Below are 18,039 nucleotides of genomic sequence, written 5' to 3'. Positions count from 1 at the left end.
TTGAAAGAGCTTAGATTATGTATGGTGATCACAAGCTTGACCTATATATACTAGCGTGAGCATCATAAAAATAAAGCCTTGTAGTACGATAATCAAAATATGAAATATTGCCCAAGCAATACCTGCGAGAAAATGACCTGCCACACCCAGTAAAGAGGTAAAATTTAAACCCGTCCACAGTGTGCCAAGTAGTGCAATTAAACAGAATATTAATTCCCCAGCGAGCATATTGCCAAATAATCGCATGCCTAGCGATAATGTTTTAGCAATATATTCTATAAGATTCAGTAGCAGGTTAAATGGCCAAAAAAATAGATTGGCACCAAATGGCACAGTGACAAGCTCTTTGCAGAATCCACTTAGATGTTTATGTCGCAGATTAAAAAACAAGCTCATACCAAAAACACCAAGCGCCATACCTAATGTTGTATTTAAATCAGCAGTTGGCACGATACGCATATGGTTATGCTGAACACCTAAATATTCCATAACGCTAGGCATTAAATCAACAGGTAGTAAATCAAAGCTATTCATCATCACCACCCACAAAAAGGTAATTAAGGCTAAAGGGGCTACAAAAGACTGTTTGCCACGGACAATGGTTCTAGATTGGTTAGCAACAAATTCAACAAGTAACTCCACTGCAGCCTGCCAACGATTAGGTGTGCTTGCTGTTGCAGGCTTTATAATGGCATATAAGGACACCAGAATAATCAATCCAGCAATTATTGACCAAAGAATGGAATCAATATTCAATAAGTGAAAATCAACCACCCGCTCTTGTAAATGACCCGTATGTGTTAGATTGGTCAAATGGTGAACAATATAGGACTTGGGCGTTAATTCAATAGCCATAAATCAATGAAATATAATGATAATTTCTTACAAGAATTGATTTAACCGACGCAACTAAATACTAAAATTGTAAAGATTGCAATAGTAAGACCAAAACACCATTTTGGCAATGCTACAAAGCAGTATTTTGATGATTCAATACAATCAAATGACGTGTAGCTTTAACATCAGGTATTGTCAAAGCAATAACTCGACTAATAACAATATCAACGGGCAAAACTTCAAAATCAATCATTGATAAATCTCCTTTCATAGCAAACCACTTGCCTTGTTGAGCGATAAGATGGCGTGTTTTTTGTGTGAAAATTGCCAGCGTAGAAAATGCACGACTTACGATGCAATCAAAAAGTATCGGTGTTTGCCAACTCTCCACTTTTTGAGTGACAACGTGGATATTAGGTATTGCAATTTCTATTTTCGCTTGGCGCAAAAAAGCAGTTTTTTTCTGGCTCGAATCAATTAACGTGACACTTGTTTTAGGTAATGCGATTGCCAATGGTATACCGGGGAAACCTGCTCCTGACCCGACATCTAAAATATTTTTAGGGCATAACTGTTTTATGCTGTTTGCAATAGTTAATGCATCTAGCAAATGGTAACTAACTAGTTGTTTTATGCTGTTAGCCGAAACAAGGTTATAGGTATGATTCCACTTGGCAAGTAAAGCTAACAAAGCACAGCATTGCTCAAGCTGGTAATGGTTGAATATTAAATTCAGCCGACGAATGAGCGGGTCAATGTGTGCAGGAGTCGGCTGCATCACATTTAAAACCACGTTTAGCGTAAACCATGAGTAAACTAATGGCAGCAGGTGTAACACCAGAAATTCTTGCAGCTTGAGCCAAAGTCTCTGGTTGATGTTGATTAAGTTTTTGTCGCGCTTCGCAAGACAACCCTTCTAATTGTGAATAATCAAAGTAAGAAGGAAGCGTGATTTGTGCCAAATACTGATTTTTAGCAATTTCTTTAGCTTGGCGCTGAATATAACCTTGATATTTAATTTGTGTCTCAACAGCTTCTTTTATAGTTGTAGCAAGCGGTATATCGGGTTGTGCCAAGGAAAGTGCCATGAGCTCATCATAAGTAATATGAGGTCGTCTCAATAGATCATACAACGTGTATTCATGTTCAATCAGCTGCCCCAAAATAGTTCTCTGCTCCCTGTCGGACAGCTGGCGAGGATCCACCCAGATTTTGGCAAGTCGAGCGATTTCTTTTTCTATGGCCATTTGTTTACTTACAAAAATTTGCCACTGTTCATCAGGAACTAATCCTAGTTTGCGTCCAATACCAGTCAAACGTATATCAGCATTATCTTCTCGAAGCTGTAGGCGATATTCTGCGCGACTAGTGAACATACGGTAAGGCTCGGATACTCCCTTGGTAATTAAATCGTCAACCATAACACCCAAATAAGCTTCATGGCGCTCAGGTGACCATGATGGCAAAGATTTAGCGAATCTTGCAGCATTAATCCCGGCAAGTAATCCCTGTGCTGCGGCTTCTTCATAGCCTGTTGTGCCATTAATTTGACCCGCAAGGAACAATCCTTGGATAATTTTACTTTCCAAAGAAGTTTTAAGGAAACGTGGGTCAAAGTAATCATATTCAATGGCATACCCAGGTCGTAAAATATGTGCGTCTTCAAGACCGGGAATCGTATGAATTAATGCTAACTGTGTATCGAATGGCAAACTCGTCGCTAAACCATTAGGATAGTATTCGTATGTATTGAGACCCTCTGGTTCTAGAAAAATTTGATGCCCATCACGGTGTGCAAAGCGGTGAACTTTATCTTCAATAGAAGGGCAATAGCGCGGCCCAACGCTTTTAATGAGTCCTGTAAACATAGGGCTGCGATCTAGCGACTTAAGTATTACCTCTTTTGTTTTGGCATTCGTTCTTGTAATCCAACAAGGAATTTGACGAGGATGGTCAGGGGTTTTAGTTAAAGAAGAGAAGGAGGGCAAAGGATCATCGCTGGGCTGTTTAACTAAGGCTGTAAAATTAATTGTGCGCCCGTCAATACGAGGCGGTGTTCCCGTTTTTAGTCTTGCAACGGGTAGCGCAATAGACTGCAAGCAATTGCTTAATTTGTCTGATGCAGGATGACCTGCTTGTCCGCCCGAATAATGCTTTAAGCCAATATGGATTTTGCCCGCCAAAAATGTACCGGTTGCTAATACAATAGCCTTCGCTTTAAAGGCAACGCCAGCACTTGTTAATATTTCTGAAACCGTGCCATTTAATATGCGTATATCCTCTACTTCCATTTGACAGAGCATCAAATTGGGTTGATTTTCTAGTGCGCGACGGATTGTAATTTTATAGAGCATGCGATCAATTTGAGCGCGCGTGGATCTGACTGCGGGACCCTTACTACTATTGAGAGTGCGAAACTGTATGCCAGATATATCAGCTGCTCGTCCCATAATGCCACCCAAAGCATCAATTTCTTTGACAAGCTGACCTTTTCCGATACCACCAATGGATGGATTACAAGACATATGACCTAGTGTGTCTAGATTATGTGTAATGAGCAGGGTTTGGCAACCCACGCGCGCTGCAGCTAGAGCAGCCTCTGTTCCGGCATGACCAGCCCCTACAACAATTACGTCATATTTAATCGGATGTATCACAGGTCAACCCAAAAATTATTCCCAGCATAGCTATTTAATGGATAGCAACCGTTGCGGGTTGCCATACTTCAAGAAATTGTTGCCAGTACAGACTATCTTGTTTTTTTAGCCAAGACTGCAGTAACTGTATTTCATCTTCATAATATTCTTGCGTTAATAGTCCACGCAGCCGCTGAAAACGCAAAAATAAGAGGTAGGTATTTACTACATCTCCCTCGCAGTAGTTGCGAATTTTTTGCAAATCACCCTCTTGAAAGACTTGCCAAACATCGCTACCATCCATATCTAGTTTGCCTGGAAAACCACATAATCTCGCCATATCCGATAAAGAAGCACGTGATTGAAGTTGATAGCGCGATAAAATATCCATCAAATCAATATGGCGAAATTGATAGCGGTTGAGATAGTTTTGCCATTTTGCTTCGCCTTCTGTATTCCAATAACAGAATGACGAGATGCCATGAACTAGGCTTCGATGTTGTAAAACGGGTAAATCAAAACCATTCCCATTCCACGAAACAAGTATGGGTAAATATTTGTCAATTTTTTGAAAAAATTTTGTAAGTAGTATTGGCTCATCGTCCCCTAAGTGACCAATAGTACCAATATGTATGTCGCTTTCTTTTTGTCGATACAAAAAAGAAATTGCTATCACTTTTTGTAAATGTACAGGAAAAAAATCGCTCTGTCCCTGTTCACGACGAACGCGAAGTGCAAATTGATAGACTGCCTCATCTTGCGTTGTATGCGGTAAACGATGAATAAGGCGTAAGCCTTTGATATCGGGCACAGTTTCAATATCAAACACTAAGATCTTGTTCATACTGTGATTCTTCATGAGATATCAATATATGGATATGATATGATTATAGTGGAAATGATAGCATAGTGTTTGCTATCTAGATTCACACGATTCCTGCTTTGATTTGCCTTCAATAAGGTTATTTTTAGTGTTAACCATTGTGGAAAATATTTAAATTATGTTGGCTAATTAAGCGAAAGTGGCGGAATTGGTAGACGCACTGGATTTAGGTTCCAGCGGGGTGACCTGTGAGGGTTCGAGTCCCTCCTTTCGCACCAAAAATTTGTTCAACCCTAAAATTTAAGGTTTGGTTATGCAAGTAAAGCTTGATAAGTTAGCTAATCTCCAGCACAAAATGCATATTGCGATTCCAGCACCAGTTATTGAGCAGAAAATAGCAGAACGATTAAAACATTTATCTGTCCGCACAAAAATCGCTGGATTTCGACCTGGTAAAGCACCGCTTTCTATTATTGCAGCAAATTATGGCCAGTCTATCCGCCGTGAAGTTATCGGAGAATTAGTCAATAGTAGCTTTGAGCAAGCTTTGTCTGATCATAACCTACAAATCGTCGGCGTACCTGAATTCGAGCTAAGTGATCAACCAACTGATGGCAATGTATTTAGTTTTAAAGCAATATTCGAAGTGTATCCAGAAGTGCTCATTCAAGATCTATTTACAAAAACAGTCAATAAACCAACGACAGTAGTAACAAATGAAGACATTGATCAAACAGTGTTAATGTTGCGAAAACAGCATGTCCAATTTAACTTAATAAAGCGTGCTGCATGTAGTGGTGATCGTATCACAATTGACTTTGAGGGCACGCTCAGTAAAAAACCATTTGAAGGAGGTAAAGCAGCGGATTTTGTGTTAATTTTGGGTCAAGGACGGCTACTGCCAGCATTTGAAAAATCAATTATCGGTATGCAGGTAGGAGAAACCAATACAGTTAAAGTACCCTTTCCGAAGGATTATCATAGCCCAACGTTAGCTGGAAAAACTGCAGAATTTGTTATTACTGTAAAGAAAATAGAGGAACCGTCCCTGCCAAATTTAGATACTACTTTTGCAAAAAAGTTAGGGATCGTAGATGGCGATGTTGATAAACTTCTTGTAGCAGTACGCAGTAATATTGAAAAAGAAGTAGATCGCCGTTTATATTTTAAAACACGCGAAAATGTCATGAATATGCTGTTAGAAGCAGTGCCTATAAAACTTCCGCTTTGTTTAGTAGAAAAAGAAATACAGCGTTTGGTTGAAGATACAGAAAAACGTTTGTCACAAAGCGATAAGGGAGTAAAATCATTGCCGCGCCAAATTTTCCAAAAAAATGCCGAGCGCAATGTGGCGCTTAATATCATTTTTAGTCAAATTATTCAATCCCAACAGCTAACAGCTAAACCTGAGGATATCAAAACGACGGTTGATCACATTGCGGACACTTATGAGGATCCGAAAAAAATTATAGATTGGTACTATGCCGATAAAAATCGCTTGGCGAGTGCTGCAAAGATTGCGTTAGAAGAAACAGTCATTAAATGGGTGCTTCAACAGGTCAAATTGGTCGAGCAACCTGTTACTTTTGCTGAAATCATGGAGATACAACCAATAAAGTCAATTTCTAAACCTTCTTCCGCAAAGAGAAAAAACGTTAAGTCGCCCCAGATCAATAAAAAATCCGATGTTTAGTTGGTCAAAAAACAGTAATTACCTAAAATGAAGAAGCTATTAAAAAAATAGTAGGTATACAGGACTATAGGATAAGAAAATATGTTTGAAGCAAATTTGGTACCGATGGTTGTTGAAAAAAGTGGCCGCGGTGAACGTGCTTATGATATTTATTCCCGCTTACTTAAAGAGCGTATTATTTTTATGGTTGGATTAATTAATGATCAAACAGCGAATTTAGTGGTTGCGCAACTTTTATTTTTGGAAGCAGAAAATCCAGAAAAAGATATTTTTCTCTATATTAATTCACCGGGCGGATCTATTTCTGCGGGTTTTTCGATTTATGACACGATGAATTTTATCAAACCAGATATTTCAACGCTTTGTTTAGGACAAGCTGCTAGTATGGGCGCATTTTTATTGTCAGCTGGCCAAAAAAATAAACGTTTTGCCCTACCAAATAGTCGTATTATGATTCATCAACCTCATGTAAAAGGATTGCAAGGGCAGGCTTCGGACATTGAAATACATGCAAGGGAATTGATTGATACCAAAGCAAAATTAAACGAATTAATGGCTAAGCACTGCAATCGTACAGTAAAGGAAATTCTAACTGATACCGACCGTGACCATTTTATGTCGGCGCAGGATGCAAAACAATATGGTTTAATTGACGAAATCTTAACCGTTCGACCTCATTTAAGACAGTAAGTTATGACAGAAGAAACGCTTTTGCTTTGCTCGTTTTGCGGTAAAAATCAACGCGAGGTACATCGCCTTGTAGCAGGTCCCCAAGTTTATATTTGTGATGAATGTATTCAATTGTGTAGCGAAATGCTACAAGAGCATATACCAAAAGAACAGACGGTAGAACCATCAGCATCAAGTCAATTGCCAACACCAAAAGTAATACGGGCTACATTGGATGATTATGTCATCGCTCAAGAAGCAGCTAAAAAATCTCTTGCGGTGAGCGTATATAACCATTACAAGCGTCTTATATCAGTGCAGCAAGATGTGCAAGATGATATAGAGTTATCCAAGAGCAACATTTTACTTATTGGTCCAACGGGTTCTGGTAAAACCCTGTTGGCTCAAACACTTGCTAAAATTTTAGACGTACCTTTTGTCATTGCTGACGCAACTACGTTAACTGAAGCTGGTTATGTCGGAGAAGATGTTGAGCAAATTATTCAAAAACTATTAGTAAAATGTGATTACGATATCAAAAAAGCAGAACGCGGCATTGTTTATATTGATGAAATTGACAAAATTTCAAGAAAGTCTGACAACCCGTCTATTACCCGCGATGTATCTGGAGAAGGCGTTCAACAGGCTTTATTGAAGCTTATAGAAGGAACCGTAGCTTCCGTACCACCCCAAGGTGGTCGTAAACACCCCAATCAAGATTTTGTTCAAGTAGATACTGCTAATATTTTATTCATTTGTGGTGGAGCTTTTGATGGCTTAAGCCACACGATTATGAACCGTTTAGGTAAAAGCGGTATGGGATTTAGCGCTGAAATTTTAAGCAAAAATACAACGACCTCAACAGCTACGCTACTTCGAGAAGTCGAACCTGAGGATTTAATTAAATTTGGCCTTATTCCAGAATTGATTGGTCGGTTACCTATCATCAGTACACTCGAAGAGCTGGATGAAGAAGCGCTGGTTATTATTTTGACACAACCCAAAAACGCATTGGTTAAGCAATATCAAAAACTATTTAGAATGGAAGGTGCAACCTTAGAATTTAAACCTGCAGCATTACGAGCGATCGCTAAAAAAGCACTTGCCAAAAAGACAGGAGCACGAGGCTTACGCTCAATTATTGAAGATGTACTACTTGATATTATGTACGACCTACCCCATCTGCAAGATATAGATAGGATTGTTGTTGATGAAGCGACCATTAAACTAAAAGAAAAACCTTTGATTACTTATCATCTTAACAAAAACATTGAGTCTTTATCTGCTCAGTCGGCCTGATGCGATATGCGATAAGAGTACCGTACATGGCTAACCAGTTAAAACGATTATTAGACCGAGCTGTTACTTCTTATAAAAACTTACAACGTTTTATAGAAACAAAAACTATGACAGATAAAATTTCAGATAACACGATAGTAGCCTCAACAAAAGAAATAACGCTGCCTTTACTACCATTGCGTAATGTCGTGGTGTTTCCCTATATGGTTATTCCACTGCTGATTGGGCGAGCAAGATCTGTTAAGGCACTTGAAGCGGCAATGGGAGCAGATAAAAAAATACTATTAGTCGCTCAACGCACCACTTCTCAAGAAGACCCAACACCTAGTGAACTTTATTCTATAGGCGTTATTGCGACAATATTGCAACTCCTTAAACTTCCTGATGGAACAGCAAAAGTATTAGTGGAAGGTCATTGTCGAGCAAAAATTGATGTGCTGTATGAAGAAGATTATTGGCATGCCAAGGTAACAGAGTTGGTTACGAGCGATGCAGAAAACAAGGAAGTGGAGCCAATGCGAAGGGCGCTATTGAATCAATTTGAGCAATTGGTTAGGTTAAACAAAAAAATCCCACCGGAAATTATTAATTCACTGGAAGATATCGAATCGGCTAATGCTTTGGTAGATGCTATTGCAGCACAATTGCCTATTAAGGTTGAACAAAAGCAGGAAATTTTAGAAACATTGAGTCTTGAAAAGCAATTTGAGAGTTTGTTTCGTCATATGGAAAGCGAAATTGATATTTTGCAGGCCGAAAGACGCATTCGTGGGCGCGTTAAAAAACAGATGGAAAAAAGCCAACGTGAATACTACCTCAACGAGCAGGTTAAGGCAATTCAAAAAGAGCTCGGAGAAAATGATGAATTAAGTGATTTTGAGCAAATTGAAAAACAAATTCAAACATCTGGTATGTCTAAAGAAGCACAAACTAAAGCATTGTCCGAATTTAAAAAATTGCGCTCTATGTCACCATTATCTGCTGAAGCCTCTGTTGTGCGTAATTATCTTGATACGTTGTTAAGTTTACCTTGGAAGAAAAAAACAAAAATAAGTCAAGATATACGGGACGCTGAAAAAATCTTAGAAGAAGACCACTATGGTTTAGAAAAGGTTAAAGAACGGATTTTAGAATATCTTGCTGTACAACGTCGCACCAATCATTTAAAAGCGCCTATCTTATGTTTAGTCGGCCCACCGGGTGTAGGTAAGACCTCATTAGGACAATCTATTGCAAGGGCAACGAATCGAAAATTTACGCGTATGGCATTAGGAGGCGTTCGTGATGAAGCGGAAATTAGAGGCCATCGGCGCACCTATATTGGTTCCATGCCTGGCAAAATTTTACAAAATATTATTAAATCGGGAGTTAAAAATCCGCTCTTCCTTTTTGATGAAGTTGATAAAATGGGTATGGATTCGTATCGAGGTGATCCAGCGTCGGCTTTGCTGGAAGTCTTGGATCCGGAACAAAATCATACATTCATTGATCACTATATTGAAGTGGAATACGATCTTTCTGATGTGATGTTTGTTGCCACTGCGAACTCGCTGAATATTCCATCTGCACTATTGGATCGCATGGAAATTATTCGCTTAGCAGGTTATACGGAAGAAGAAAAAATAAACATTGCTATGAAATATTTGATTCCTAAGCAAATGGAAGCCAATGGCGTTAAAAAAGATGAATTACTGATTCAAAAAAACACGATTCGGGATATTATACGCTACTACGCTCAAGAAGCTGGTGTTCGTAACCTAGACCGAGAAATTGCTAAAATTTGTCGTAAAACCGTTACTCACCAACAGCTTCACCAACGAAGTTGGTATCACAAAGTCATCACAAGCAAAAATCTTGATAAATTTTTGGGAGTACATCGTTTTGATTTTGGGATAGCAGAAACAGATAACCGCGTTGGTTTGGTGACAGGTCTTGCATGGACAAAAACGGGTGGCGAATTACTTACCATAGAATCAACAGCGATGCCAGGTAAAGGTCAAATTATTCGTACTGGGCAACTAGGTGAAGTAATGCAAGAATCTATTAGCGCTGCAATGAGCGTTGTGCGTAGCCGAGTGAAACAATTGGGTATTCAGTCTGATTTTTATGAAAAAACAGACATGCATATCCATGTCCCAGAAGGCGCAACCCCAAAAGATGGGCCAAGTGCAGGGATTGCAATGGCGGTAGCTATTGCCTCAACTTTAACCAATATTCCTGTTCGAGCTGACGTTGCGATGACAGGCGAAATTACTTTACGTGGCGAAATATTACCTATCGGCGGGCTGAAAGAAAAATTACTCGCAGCTTTACGTGGTGGGATCAAATATGTATTGATCCCTCAAGGTAATATGAAGAATTTGGCAGAAACTCCCAAAAATATCCAGGAAAAACTAATTATCAAGCCGGTTAAATGGGTTGATGAAGTTTTTGCCCTTTCTTTGGAAAGGCTACCAGAAACTCTGTCTGACAAGATAAATGACCTTATACTACCCGCTTCGATTGTTGTAGCAGAGCCTTCAGTTTCATCTGCTGAACTTGCACACTGATTGCTAACACCATATAAAAAATAGCATAAAACCTGTTTTATCCGCTTTATTGCTTGACAGAGGGATTTTTTCCTTGCTATAAAGTAGCCTTACTGCTGGAATGGTTTATTCGGCAGAAACTGGTGGGATAGTCGTTTTTGTAGTGAGTTTATCAACTATTACATGAGTAGGGTTTAACATGAATAAATCTGAATTAATTGATGACATAGCAAAATCCGCTAAACTTTCTAAAGCTGCAGCAGGTCTTGCTTTAAATGGTGCGTTAGGTGCTATTGCCAAAGCCTTAAATAAGGGTGACACGGTAACTTTGATTGGATTTGGTACATTCTACGTAGGCAAGCGTGCCGCGCGCAATGGACGTAACCCAAAAACCGGTGCAGTTATCAAGATACCAGCTTCACTTTCTCCTAAATTTCGCGCAGGAAAAGCTTTGAAAGATGCGCTGTAATTTGTTAACGACTAAAGTAAACGATAGCTATCTTATTTGTATTGTGGCTGTTTATAAGCAAAATTAAAACAAAAAAGGTGGATTGCTTGATTCGCCTTTTTTGTTTATTTGCCACGAAAGATCATCATGTTTGATTTTGTCCAAAAACACCGCTTAACCATTGGCTTGATCTTAGGAATCATTGCTTTGACTTTTGTTGGTTTTGGTGTTGGCAGCTATCGTTGGTCTAGCCAAGGTGGTAACTATCTAGCAAAAGTTGGGCATTTGACGGTTACATCAAATGATTTTGCGCGTGCAATAGAACGTTTAAAAGCTAACGGTAATATTGCTGTAACAGCACAAATCAAGCAACAAGTGCTTGATGAATTAATCGGCCATAACCTCTTAGCGATTGAAGCAGAAGATCAGCATGTCATGGTCAATGATGAGCAAATTGCCAAAATTATTTTATCTATTCCTCAGCTACAAGAGGCGGGGCAATTTAGTCAGCTACGTTATCGCTATTTACTGGAAAGCCGTCGCGAAACAGCGAAGGAATTTGAAGCTGCTGTTAGGAAGCAGTTTTTAGTGCAGGTACAACTTTCACCGTTTCTAGCAGGGCAATTTATCGCTCAACAACAAGTTGAATGGCTCTCTGCTTTATTTTCACAAAAACGCATTGTACAGCTTGCTAAATTTGAACCCACTGCTTTTTTAGAGCAAGTACAGATCACGTCAAAAGAAATTGGTCTTTATTATCAACAAAACATGAAAAATTTTAAACAACCTGAAGCGGCAAAGGTTGATTTTATTACCGTATCACCCAATAAAAATACTTTTATATCCCCAAAAGAGGTTGCAGCCTACTATAACACTCATCAAGCTGAATTCGAAAAGCGAAAAATTTCACATATTCTTATTCAAGTGCCTGTACAGAGCACCGATACTGAAAAAACTCAAGCAAAACAAAAAATACAGACCTTATTAAAACAGCTGCGCTTAAACCCCTCTCAATTTAGTACTTTAGCTAAAGCATACTCCCAAGACACTGGCTCTGCTGAGCAAGGTGGTAATATTGGTGAAATTAGTCGTGGTATGACGGTTAAACCTTTTGAAGAAGTGGCTTTTGCGCTAAAAATTGGCGAAGTCAGCAATATTGTTGTAACGCAGTACGGTTATCATTTAATTAAAGTTGAGGCTATTCGCAAAGACAACTTCAGTACCGTTAAACCCATTATCGTTGCGCAATTACAAGAAAAAGCACAAAAGGTGGCTATGAGAAAAAATGGTCGATTATTGGCTAAAATGGTCTACGATGGCCAATCTTTGACAACAATTGCTGCAACCCTAAAATGTACGGTTCAACATGCAGACTGGCTGACTAGCCAAACAACAACGCATCCATACTTGAGTCAACCTCAAGTATTAGCGCAGATTTTTAAATCGAACATTTATCAACACCAGAAAATCAGCGATGTCATTCGATTAAACGATGATAGCTTGTTGGTATTACAAGTCAAGGAAAAACGTCCTGCTCGTACTTTAACGCTTAAAGAAGCAACACCTACCATTATTCAGTTACTGACTAAACAAAAAGCAAGTCGCCTTGCTTTGAATAAAGCTCAATCAACGCTTCGTGCTTTAAAACATGGTCAAAAAATACCCCTTGCATGGCAAGGACCTTTGATTGCATCGCTTAGTATGCCAGAACAAATACTTCCTCCAGCAGCTATTCGTCGCATTTTTACAACACCTGTTACAGTATTACCAACCTATGTTGGCTTTAAAACAAACCAAAACGCCTATTGGCTTATAAGAATTGACGCTGTCAAAACTAAATCCAGTACATTGACCCCAGCCGAAAAAGCACAGTTCTCCGCTCAACTTGAGGAGAATTTTAGCTTCGCGCAAATTGCTGCTTATATTAGAGCGTTAAGGGACAAAATATCAATTGTATATCCGAGCGAACATTAGCCTGAAGTCGTTTTTGCCATCATAGCTCTATAGCACAAGATTAAAATCTGCTGATTTTTGCTTGTAAATATCGCTTGAAAATTATCTCATAGCACCCAAATTTAAGGTTAGGGTACTATGTAATTTTTTAGGTAGATCGCTATGCGATTCGATCAATTAACTCACACTTTCCAGCAGGCGCTCTTGGAAGCGCAGCATCTTGCGCTGACACATGATCATAATGTTGTGGAGCCAGAGCATTTACTACTTGCTCTGCTTGCTGACCAAAATGGTACTGTTTTTAGGCTTATTTATGAACATAAAATTGATTTGGCTGCATTAAAAAATGCACTTGACCAATCGCTACGGCATTTTCCTAAAATAGTTAAACATGATGGCGAAATCACGCTTAGCCGTGAATTAAATAATCTATTAAATCTCACTGAAAAATTAGCGGCACTTTGGCAAGATAGTTTTATTGCAAGTGAATTATTCTTACTGGTTTTATTAGATAGCCATTTGCCAATTAGTGATTTACTCAGATCATTTGGTATACAAAAAAATAATATTGAGAAAGCTATTCAAACAATGCGACAAGGACAATCTGTGACTCAACAAGATGCTGAAATTCAGCGTGAAGCACTGAAGAAATATACGTTGGATTTAACAGAACGCGCAAAGCAAGGCAAGCTTGATCCAGTCATTGGGCGAGATGATGAGATACGTCGTACGATTCAAGTTTTACAACGACGCACCAAGAATAATCCTGTTCTCATTGGAGAACCCGGCGTTGGTAAAACTGCAATTGTTGAGGGTCTTGCACAACGTATTGTGCAAGGAGAAGTACCTGAATCACTTAAAAATAAACAACTATTGGTACTTGATTTAGCATCCTTGGTCGCTGGCGCTAAATACAGAGGTGAGTTTGAAGAACGCCTAAAGGCTGTGCTCAAAGAGCTCTCCAGTAGTGGGAGTAATGTATTAATTTTTATTGATGAAATTCACATGTTGGTGGGTGCTGGCAAGACAGAAGGATCAATGGATGCTGGCAATATGTTAAAACCCGCTCTCTCACGAGGTGAATTGCATTGTATTGGCGCAACAACATTAGATGAATATCGTCAGTGTATCGAAAAAGATGCCGCATTGGAGCGACGTTTCCAAAAAATCTTAGTCAATGAACCAAGCGTGGAAGATACAATTGCGATTTTACGAGGCTTACATGGACGTTATGAAATTCACCATGGTGTTCAAATTACTGATCCGGCGATTGTAGCGGCGGCAGAGTTGAGTAATCGTTATATCAGTGATCGCTATTTACCAGACAAGGCTATAGATCTAATTGATGAGGCGGCAAGCCGTATTAAAATAGAATTAGATTCCAAACCAGAAGCGATGGACAAACTGGATCGGCGCTTAATCCAACTGAAAATCGAACGAGAAATGTTGAAAAAAGAGCCTGATGAATTATCTAAAAAACGATTGGCAGCTATCGAAGAAGAAATTGTAAAAGATGAATCTGGCTATCAAGCATTAGAAAAAATATGGCAAGCAGAAAAGCAGGATATCGCAGGCAGCCAACAAATCAAAGAAAAAATTGATAAACTTCAAATGCAAATGGAAACACTCAAACGACAAGGAAACTGGCAGGCTTTAGCCGAAATACAATATGGACAATTACCAGAACTTGAAGCACGCTTAAAATCTATCCAGGAAATGGATACTGGTTCCACTTTGCAACATCGCTTGTTGCGTACAGAGGTTGGAGAAGAAGAAATAGCTGAAATCGTATCGAGTATTAGCGGTATACCTGTCTCTAAAATATTGCAGGGAGAGAAAATCAAATTACAAAATATGGAAGCTATTTTACACGAGCGTATCGTTGGACAAGATGAAGCTATCAATGCGGTCGTCAATGCTATTCGTCGATCTAGAGCAGGACTTGCTGACCCAAGTAAACCTTATGGCTCATTTTTATTTTTAGGGCCAACTGGTATTGGTAAAACAGAACTATGTAAAACGCTGGCTAATTTCTTATTTGATTCAGAAAGCCATCTGATTCGTATTGATATGTCAGAATTTTTGGAAAAACATGCGGTAGCAAAATTAATCGGTGCACCACCTGGTTACGTCGGTTATGAAGAAGGTGGATATCTTACTGAAAAAATTAGAAGGCAACCTTATAGTGTTGTGTTATTTGATGAAATCGAAAAAGCGCATCCAGATGTGTTCAATTTATTACTACAAGTATTGGATGAAGGGCGATTAACAGATAGCCATGGACGAACAGTAAATTTTAAAAACACGGTTATTGTGATGACTTCTAATATTGGCAGCCAGCATATTTCGCAAATAAATCATAGCTCGTATAAAGACATCAAATCAGCAGTATTAGAAGAAGTTAAAACAAATTTTAGGCCAGAATTCATCAATCGTATTGATGAAATGGTTGTTTTTCATGCGTTGAATGCTACACAGTTAGAGGCAATCACACGTATACAATTGCGTGGATTAGAAAAACGTTTATCAAAACTGAATCTTCTACTCAATATAACAGACAAGGCAATAAAGGCTATTGCAAAAATAGGATTCGATACTGTATATGGCGCACGACCCCTTAGACGCGCTATTCAAAATCGAATAGAAAATCCGATCGCAAAAGCTATTCTAGAAAATAGCTATATGCCGTATAGTACAATCAAGGTCGACTATATTAGTGACGAGTTTATATTTGAGAATATTTCGGCAACTTGACAACACAAACACTAAAAAAAGCGTGACTTAATTAATGATCACTTTAAATGTTTTTGGATGCAGCTGAATAACTTGGTTTTTTTGTAAGGCTTTGGCTTTTTTTGCTGATACCTTGATATTGAATATTGTTTGCTCAATTCGCAAAGTTAATGTCCATTGATGATTGACATAGCATTTGTCCAGAACCTGTGCTGATAGAGCTTGGGAAGTATTGGGTAAAAGTATTTGGTATGGAATACCACACTGGATAATTCGTCCTTTTTCACATTTAAAGACGCGGTGACTTAAAGATAATAGCTCTGCGATATCATGCGATACAAGAATCGTATAAGTCAGATATTTTTCGTGAGCGCGCTGCAATAAAGCTTGCAATTTTTCCTTTGCGCCTTGATCAAGAGCGCTGAGTGGTTCATCTAATAGTAGCAATTTTGGTTTTCGAGCTAATGCTCGCGCTAAAGCTACACGCTGTTTCTGACCTCCCGATAACTCATGTGCATAGCGATATACTAACTTAGTTAGACCAGTTAATCTGATCAGCTCATCAATCCATTTTGTATCTATTGAATTACCTGCGTAGAAAATTTGCTCTTTAACTGTCATATGAGGAAATAAAGCTCCATCTTGGAAAATAAGACCAATCGGACGCTTTTGAGGAGGTAACCATATTTGTTGTTTAGCATCAAACCAGATTACGTCATCAACCACTAACCGACCATCATATGCTCTTTCTAGACCAGCTAATAGGCGTAATAAGGTTGATTTTCCGGCACCAGAAGGACCAGATAATCCAATCAACTCTTTTGCGTGAATATGACCACTCATCTTAAATGTGGCATCATGGTAAGCAAATGAAAAATTAAAATGAATCATGAATTAAAAAATTGATAGCGACGGTTGAATAAATTTAAAGTAAATAAAATTGAAAAACTAAAAACAACTAAAATTAATGCATAAAGATTGGCTTGAGCATAGTGATTCATTTCTACTTCATGGTAAATCGCAATAGAAACAACATTAGTAATCCCAGGAATACCTCCCCCAATCATCAAAACTAAACCAAATTCGCCTACAGTATGCGCAAAAGCCATGACTAATCCAACAAGTAATCCAGAGCGAATTAAAGGTATCTCAATGCACCAAAAAGTTTTCCATGCCGACTTACCAAAAGTTTTAGAAGCTTCTAACAAATTCTTTGGGATGGCTGTATAAGCAACACGAATCGGTTGCACCATAAAAGGAAGGCTATACAAAATTGAACCGATGATAAGGCCTTTAAAGGTAAATAAAAGCTGAATATCGCATTTTTCAAGTAACCACTTACCAAACGCCAGATGCGGACTCATTGCCAGTAACGTATAAAAACCAAGAACAGAAGGCGGTAAAATCAGTGGCAAGTTTACTATAGTCTCTAACAAAATCGATAAACGGGAATGAATCATCCATTTAGCTAAGATAATCCCTATTGGAAGCAAGGATAAAGTTGTTGCTAATGCCAATTTAGAAGTCAAATAAAAAGGCTGCCAATTTATTGAAGTAAAATCCATGATGTTTGCCTTTCTGATTGCTAGTTGTTATGTAGCCTATAACCGTAGCGCTTAAAAATAGCATGTGCAGTTGAGCTATTTAATAATTCAATAAACTTTCTAGCAGCAGCAAGATGACGTGTGGATTTGATAATAACAACTCCCTGCTTAATGGATGGATAGAGATGCTGCGGAATAAAAATCCACTTTCCAGCTTTAGCAAATGCTTGAGTAAAGATAATGGATTGTGCAGTAAAACCAAGATCGGCGTGACCTGTTGCGATATATTGGTTCGTTTGTGCAACACTGTTACCATAGACGAGTTTGTGCTCGATTTTATTTATCAGGTGACACGCTTGCAATACTTTTAATGCTATTTTGCCAAATGGAGCAAAGTCAGGGTGCGCTATTGCGATGCGCTTTATTTGATTGGATTGCAATAAATTAACCCAGTTTTTTAAATCAAACGTATGTGTTGTCCATAATATCAATCGTGCACTAGCATAAGATTTGGGAGTTGATGCGGTCAAATGCATTTGATGCAATTTTGCCAAGTATTCCATGTCTGCCGATAAAAGAAGATCAAAAGGAGCGCCATGTATAATCTGTGCAACAAATTTTCCAGTAGATCCGATAGTATATTTAACTTCGATACCAGTTTTAATTTGAAAAATTTTTGCGATTTCTTCGAATGGTTCTTGCACATTAGCAGCAACAGCAATTTGTAAAATTTCTGCTCTGGCAAATAGCGGTAGACATAATAAAAAGCAATAGCTCAACCTAATGCATAACTTTCTTAATGTTATTTGATATAGTAACATCACTCAAAGTTTTTTTTAAATAGAATAAATAAGATGCTAAAAAAACGCACCATTC

14 protein-coding genes and 1 tRNA gene are annotated in these 18,039 nt (G+C 38.5%); 8 read left to right on the top strand and 7 right to left on the bottom strand.

Annotated elements, in window-relative coordinates; genetic code table 11:
* Window positions 1-15: 15 nt before the first annotated feature.
* The 4 genes from atpB to IPK86_02230 all read right to left on the bottom strand — a co-directional run bounded on the left by atpB (window position 16) and on the right by IPK86_02230 (window position 4,317).
* Window positions 16-855: a F0F1 ATP synthase subunit A gene (gene atpB, locus IPK86_02245; protein ID QQS16283.1), complete on the bottom strand. Its 840-nt coding sequence runs from the start codon at window positions 853-855 to the stop codon at window positions 16-18.
* A gap of 112 nt (window positions 856-967) precedes the next feature.
* On the bottom strand, window positions 968-1,618 hold the full coding sequence (rsmG, locus tag IPK86_02240; protein ID QQS16282.1) for a 16S rRNA (guanine(527)-N(7))-methyltransferase RsmG: 651 nt from the start codon (window positions 1,616-1,618) through the stop codon (window positions 968-970).
* Window positions 1,590-3,494, bottom strand: coding sequence for a tRNA uridine-5-carboxymethylaminomethyl(34) synthesis enzyme MnmG (mnmG, locus tag IPK86_02235; GenBank protein QQS16281.1), 1,905 nt, complete (start codon window positions 3,492-3,494; stop codon window positions 1,590-1,592). The genes rsmG and mnmG overlap by 29 nt, the downstream gene beginning before the upstream one ends.
* A 34-nt stretch (window positions 3,495-3,528) precedes the next feature.
* The gene (locus tag IPK86_02230; GenBank protein QQS16280.1) at window positions 3,529-4,317 is read right to left on the bottom strand and encodes a 3'-5' exonuclease; all 789 of its coding nucleotides are present in this window, start codon (window positions 4,315-4,317) and stop codon (window positions 3,529-3,531) included.
* Window positions 4,318-4,489: 172 nt separating this feature from the next.
* Here IPK86_02230 and IPK86_02225 point away from each other — a divergent pair.
* From IPK86_02225 to clpB, 8 genes are all read left to right on the top strand, one after another.
* Window positions 4,490-4,574: transfer RNA gene (locus IPK86_02225), tRNA-Leu, on the top strand.
* A gap of 35 nt (window positions 4,575-4,609) precedes the next feature.
* A complete protein-coding gene (locus tag IPK86_02220) occupies window positions 4,610-5,989 on the top strand; it encodes a trigger factor (GenBank protein ID QQS16279.1) in 1,380 nt (459 codons plus the stop codon).
* Between the two features lie 81 nt (window positions 5,990-6,070).
* The gene (gene clpP, locus IPK86_02215) at window positions 6,071-6,679 is read left to right on the top strand and encodes an ATP-dependent Clp endopeptidase proteolytic subunit ClpP (protein QQS16278.1); all 609 of its coding nucleotides are present in this window, start codon (window positions 6,071-6,073) and stop codon (window positions 6,677-6,679) included.
* 3 nt (window positions 6,680-6,682) lie between these two features.
* Complete coding sequence (gene clpX / locus IPK86_02210) at window positions 6,683-7,957, top strand: ATP-dependent Clp protease ATP-binding subunit ClpX (protein QQS16277.1); 1,275 nt, start codon at window positions 6,683-6,685, stop codon at window positions 7,955-7,957.
* 107 nt (window positions 7,958-8,064) lie between these two features.
* Window positions 8,065-10,506: an endopeptidase La gene (lon, locus tag IPK86_02205; protein QQS17046.1), complete on the top strand. Its 2,442-nt coding sequence runs from the start codon at window positions 8,065-8,067 to the stop codon at window positions 10,504-10,506.
* Window positions 10,507-10,684: 178 nt separating this feature from the next.
* Window positions 10,685-10,954: an HU family DNA-binding protein gene (locus IPK86_02200; protein ID QQS16276.1), complete on the top strand. Its 270-nt coding sequence runs from the start codon at window positions 10,685-10,687 to the stop codon at window positions 10,952-10,954.
* Between the two features lie 126 nt (window positions 10,955-11,080).
* Window positions 11,081-12,907, top strand: coding sequence for a SurA N-terminal domain-containing protein (locus IPK86_02195; protein QQS16275.1), 1,827 nt, complete (start codon window positions 11,081-11,083; stop codon window positions 12,905-12,907).
* Window positions 12,908-13,048: 141 nt separating this feature from the next.
* The gene (gene clpB / locus IPK86_02190; protein QQS16274.1) at window positions 13,049-15,640 is read left to right on the top strand and encodes an ATP-dependent chaperone ClpB; all 2,592 of its coding nucleotides are present in this window, start codon (window positions 13,049-13,051) and stop codon (window positions 15,638-15,640) included.
* Window positions 15,641-15,667: 27 nt separating this feature from the next.
* Here the strand turns inward: clpB and IPK86_02185 are convergent, their stop codons facing one another.
* The 3 genes from IPK86_02185 to modA are packed head-to-tail and all read right to left on the bottom strand — an operon-like array spanning window position 15,668 to window position 17,984.
* Window positions 15,668-16,462, bottom strand: coding sequence for an ATP-binding cassette domain-containing protein (locus IPK86_02185; GenBank protein QQS16273.1), 795 nt, complete (start codon window positions 16,460-16,462; stop codon window positions 15,668-15,670).
* Between the two features lie 44 nt (window positions 16,463-16,506).
* Window positions 16,507-17,184 carry a molybdate ABC transporter permease subunit gene (gene modB / locus IPK86_02180; protein ID QQS16272.1) on the bottom strand — a complete coding sequence of 226 codons (678 nt, stop codon included), beginning with the start codon at window positions 17,182-17,184 and terminating at the stop codon, window positions 16,507-16,509.
* A 20-nt stretch (window positions 17,185-17,204) separates the two neighbouring features.
* Window positions 17,205-17,984 carry a molybdate ABC transporter substrate-binding protein gene (gene modA, locus IPK86_02175; GenBank protein ID QQS16271.1) on the bottom strand — a complete coding sequence of 260 codons (780 nt, stop codon included), beginning with the start codon at window positions 17,982-17,984 and terminating at the stop codon, window positions 17,205-17,207.
* Window positions 17,985-18,039: the final 55 nt, after the last annotated feature.

This window comes from Neisseriales bacterium (assembly GCA_016699915.1).
Taxonomy (GTDB): Bacteria; Pseudomonadota; Gammaproteobacteria; order Burkholderiales; family Q3-R57-64; genus Q3-R57-64.
The sequence above is the reverse complement of the archived record's forward strand: the minus strand, read 5'-3'. Positions and strand labels throughout refer to the sequence as shown.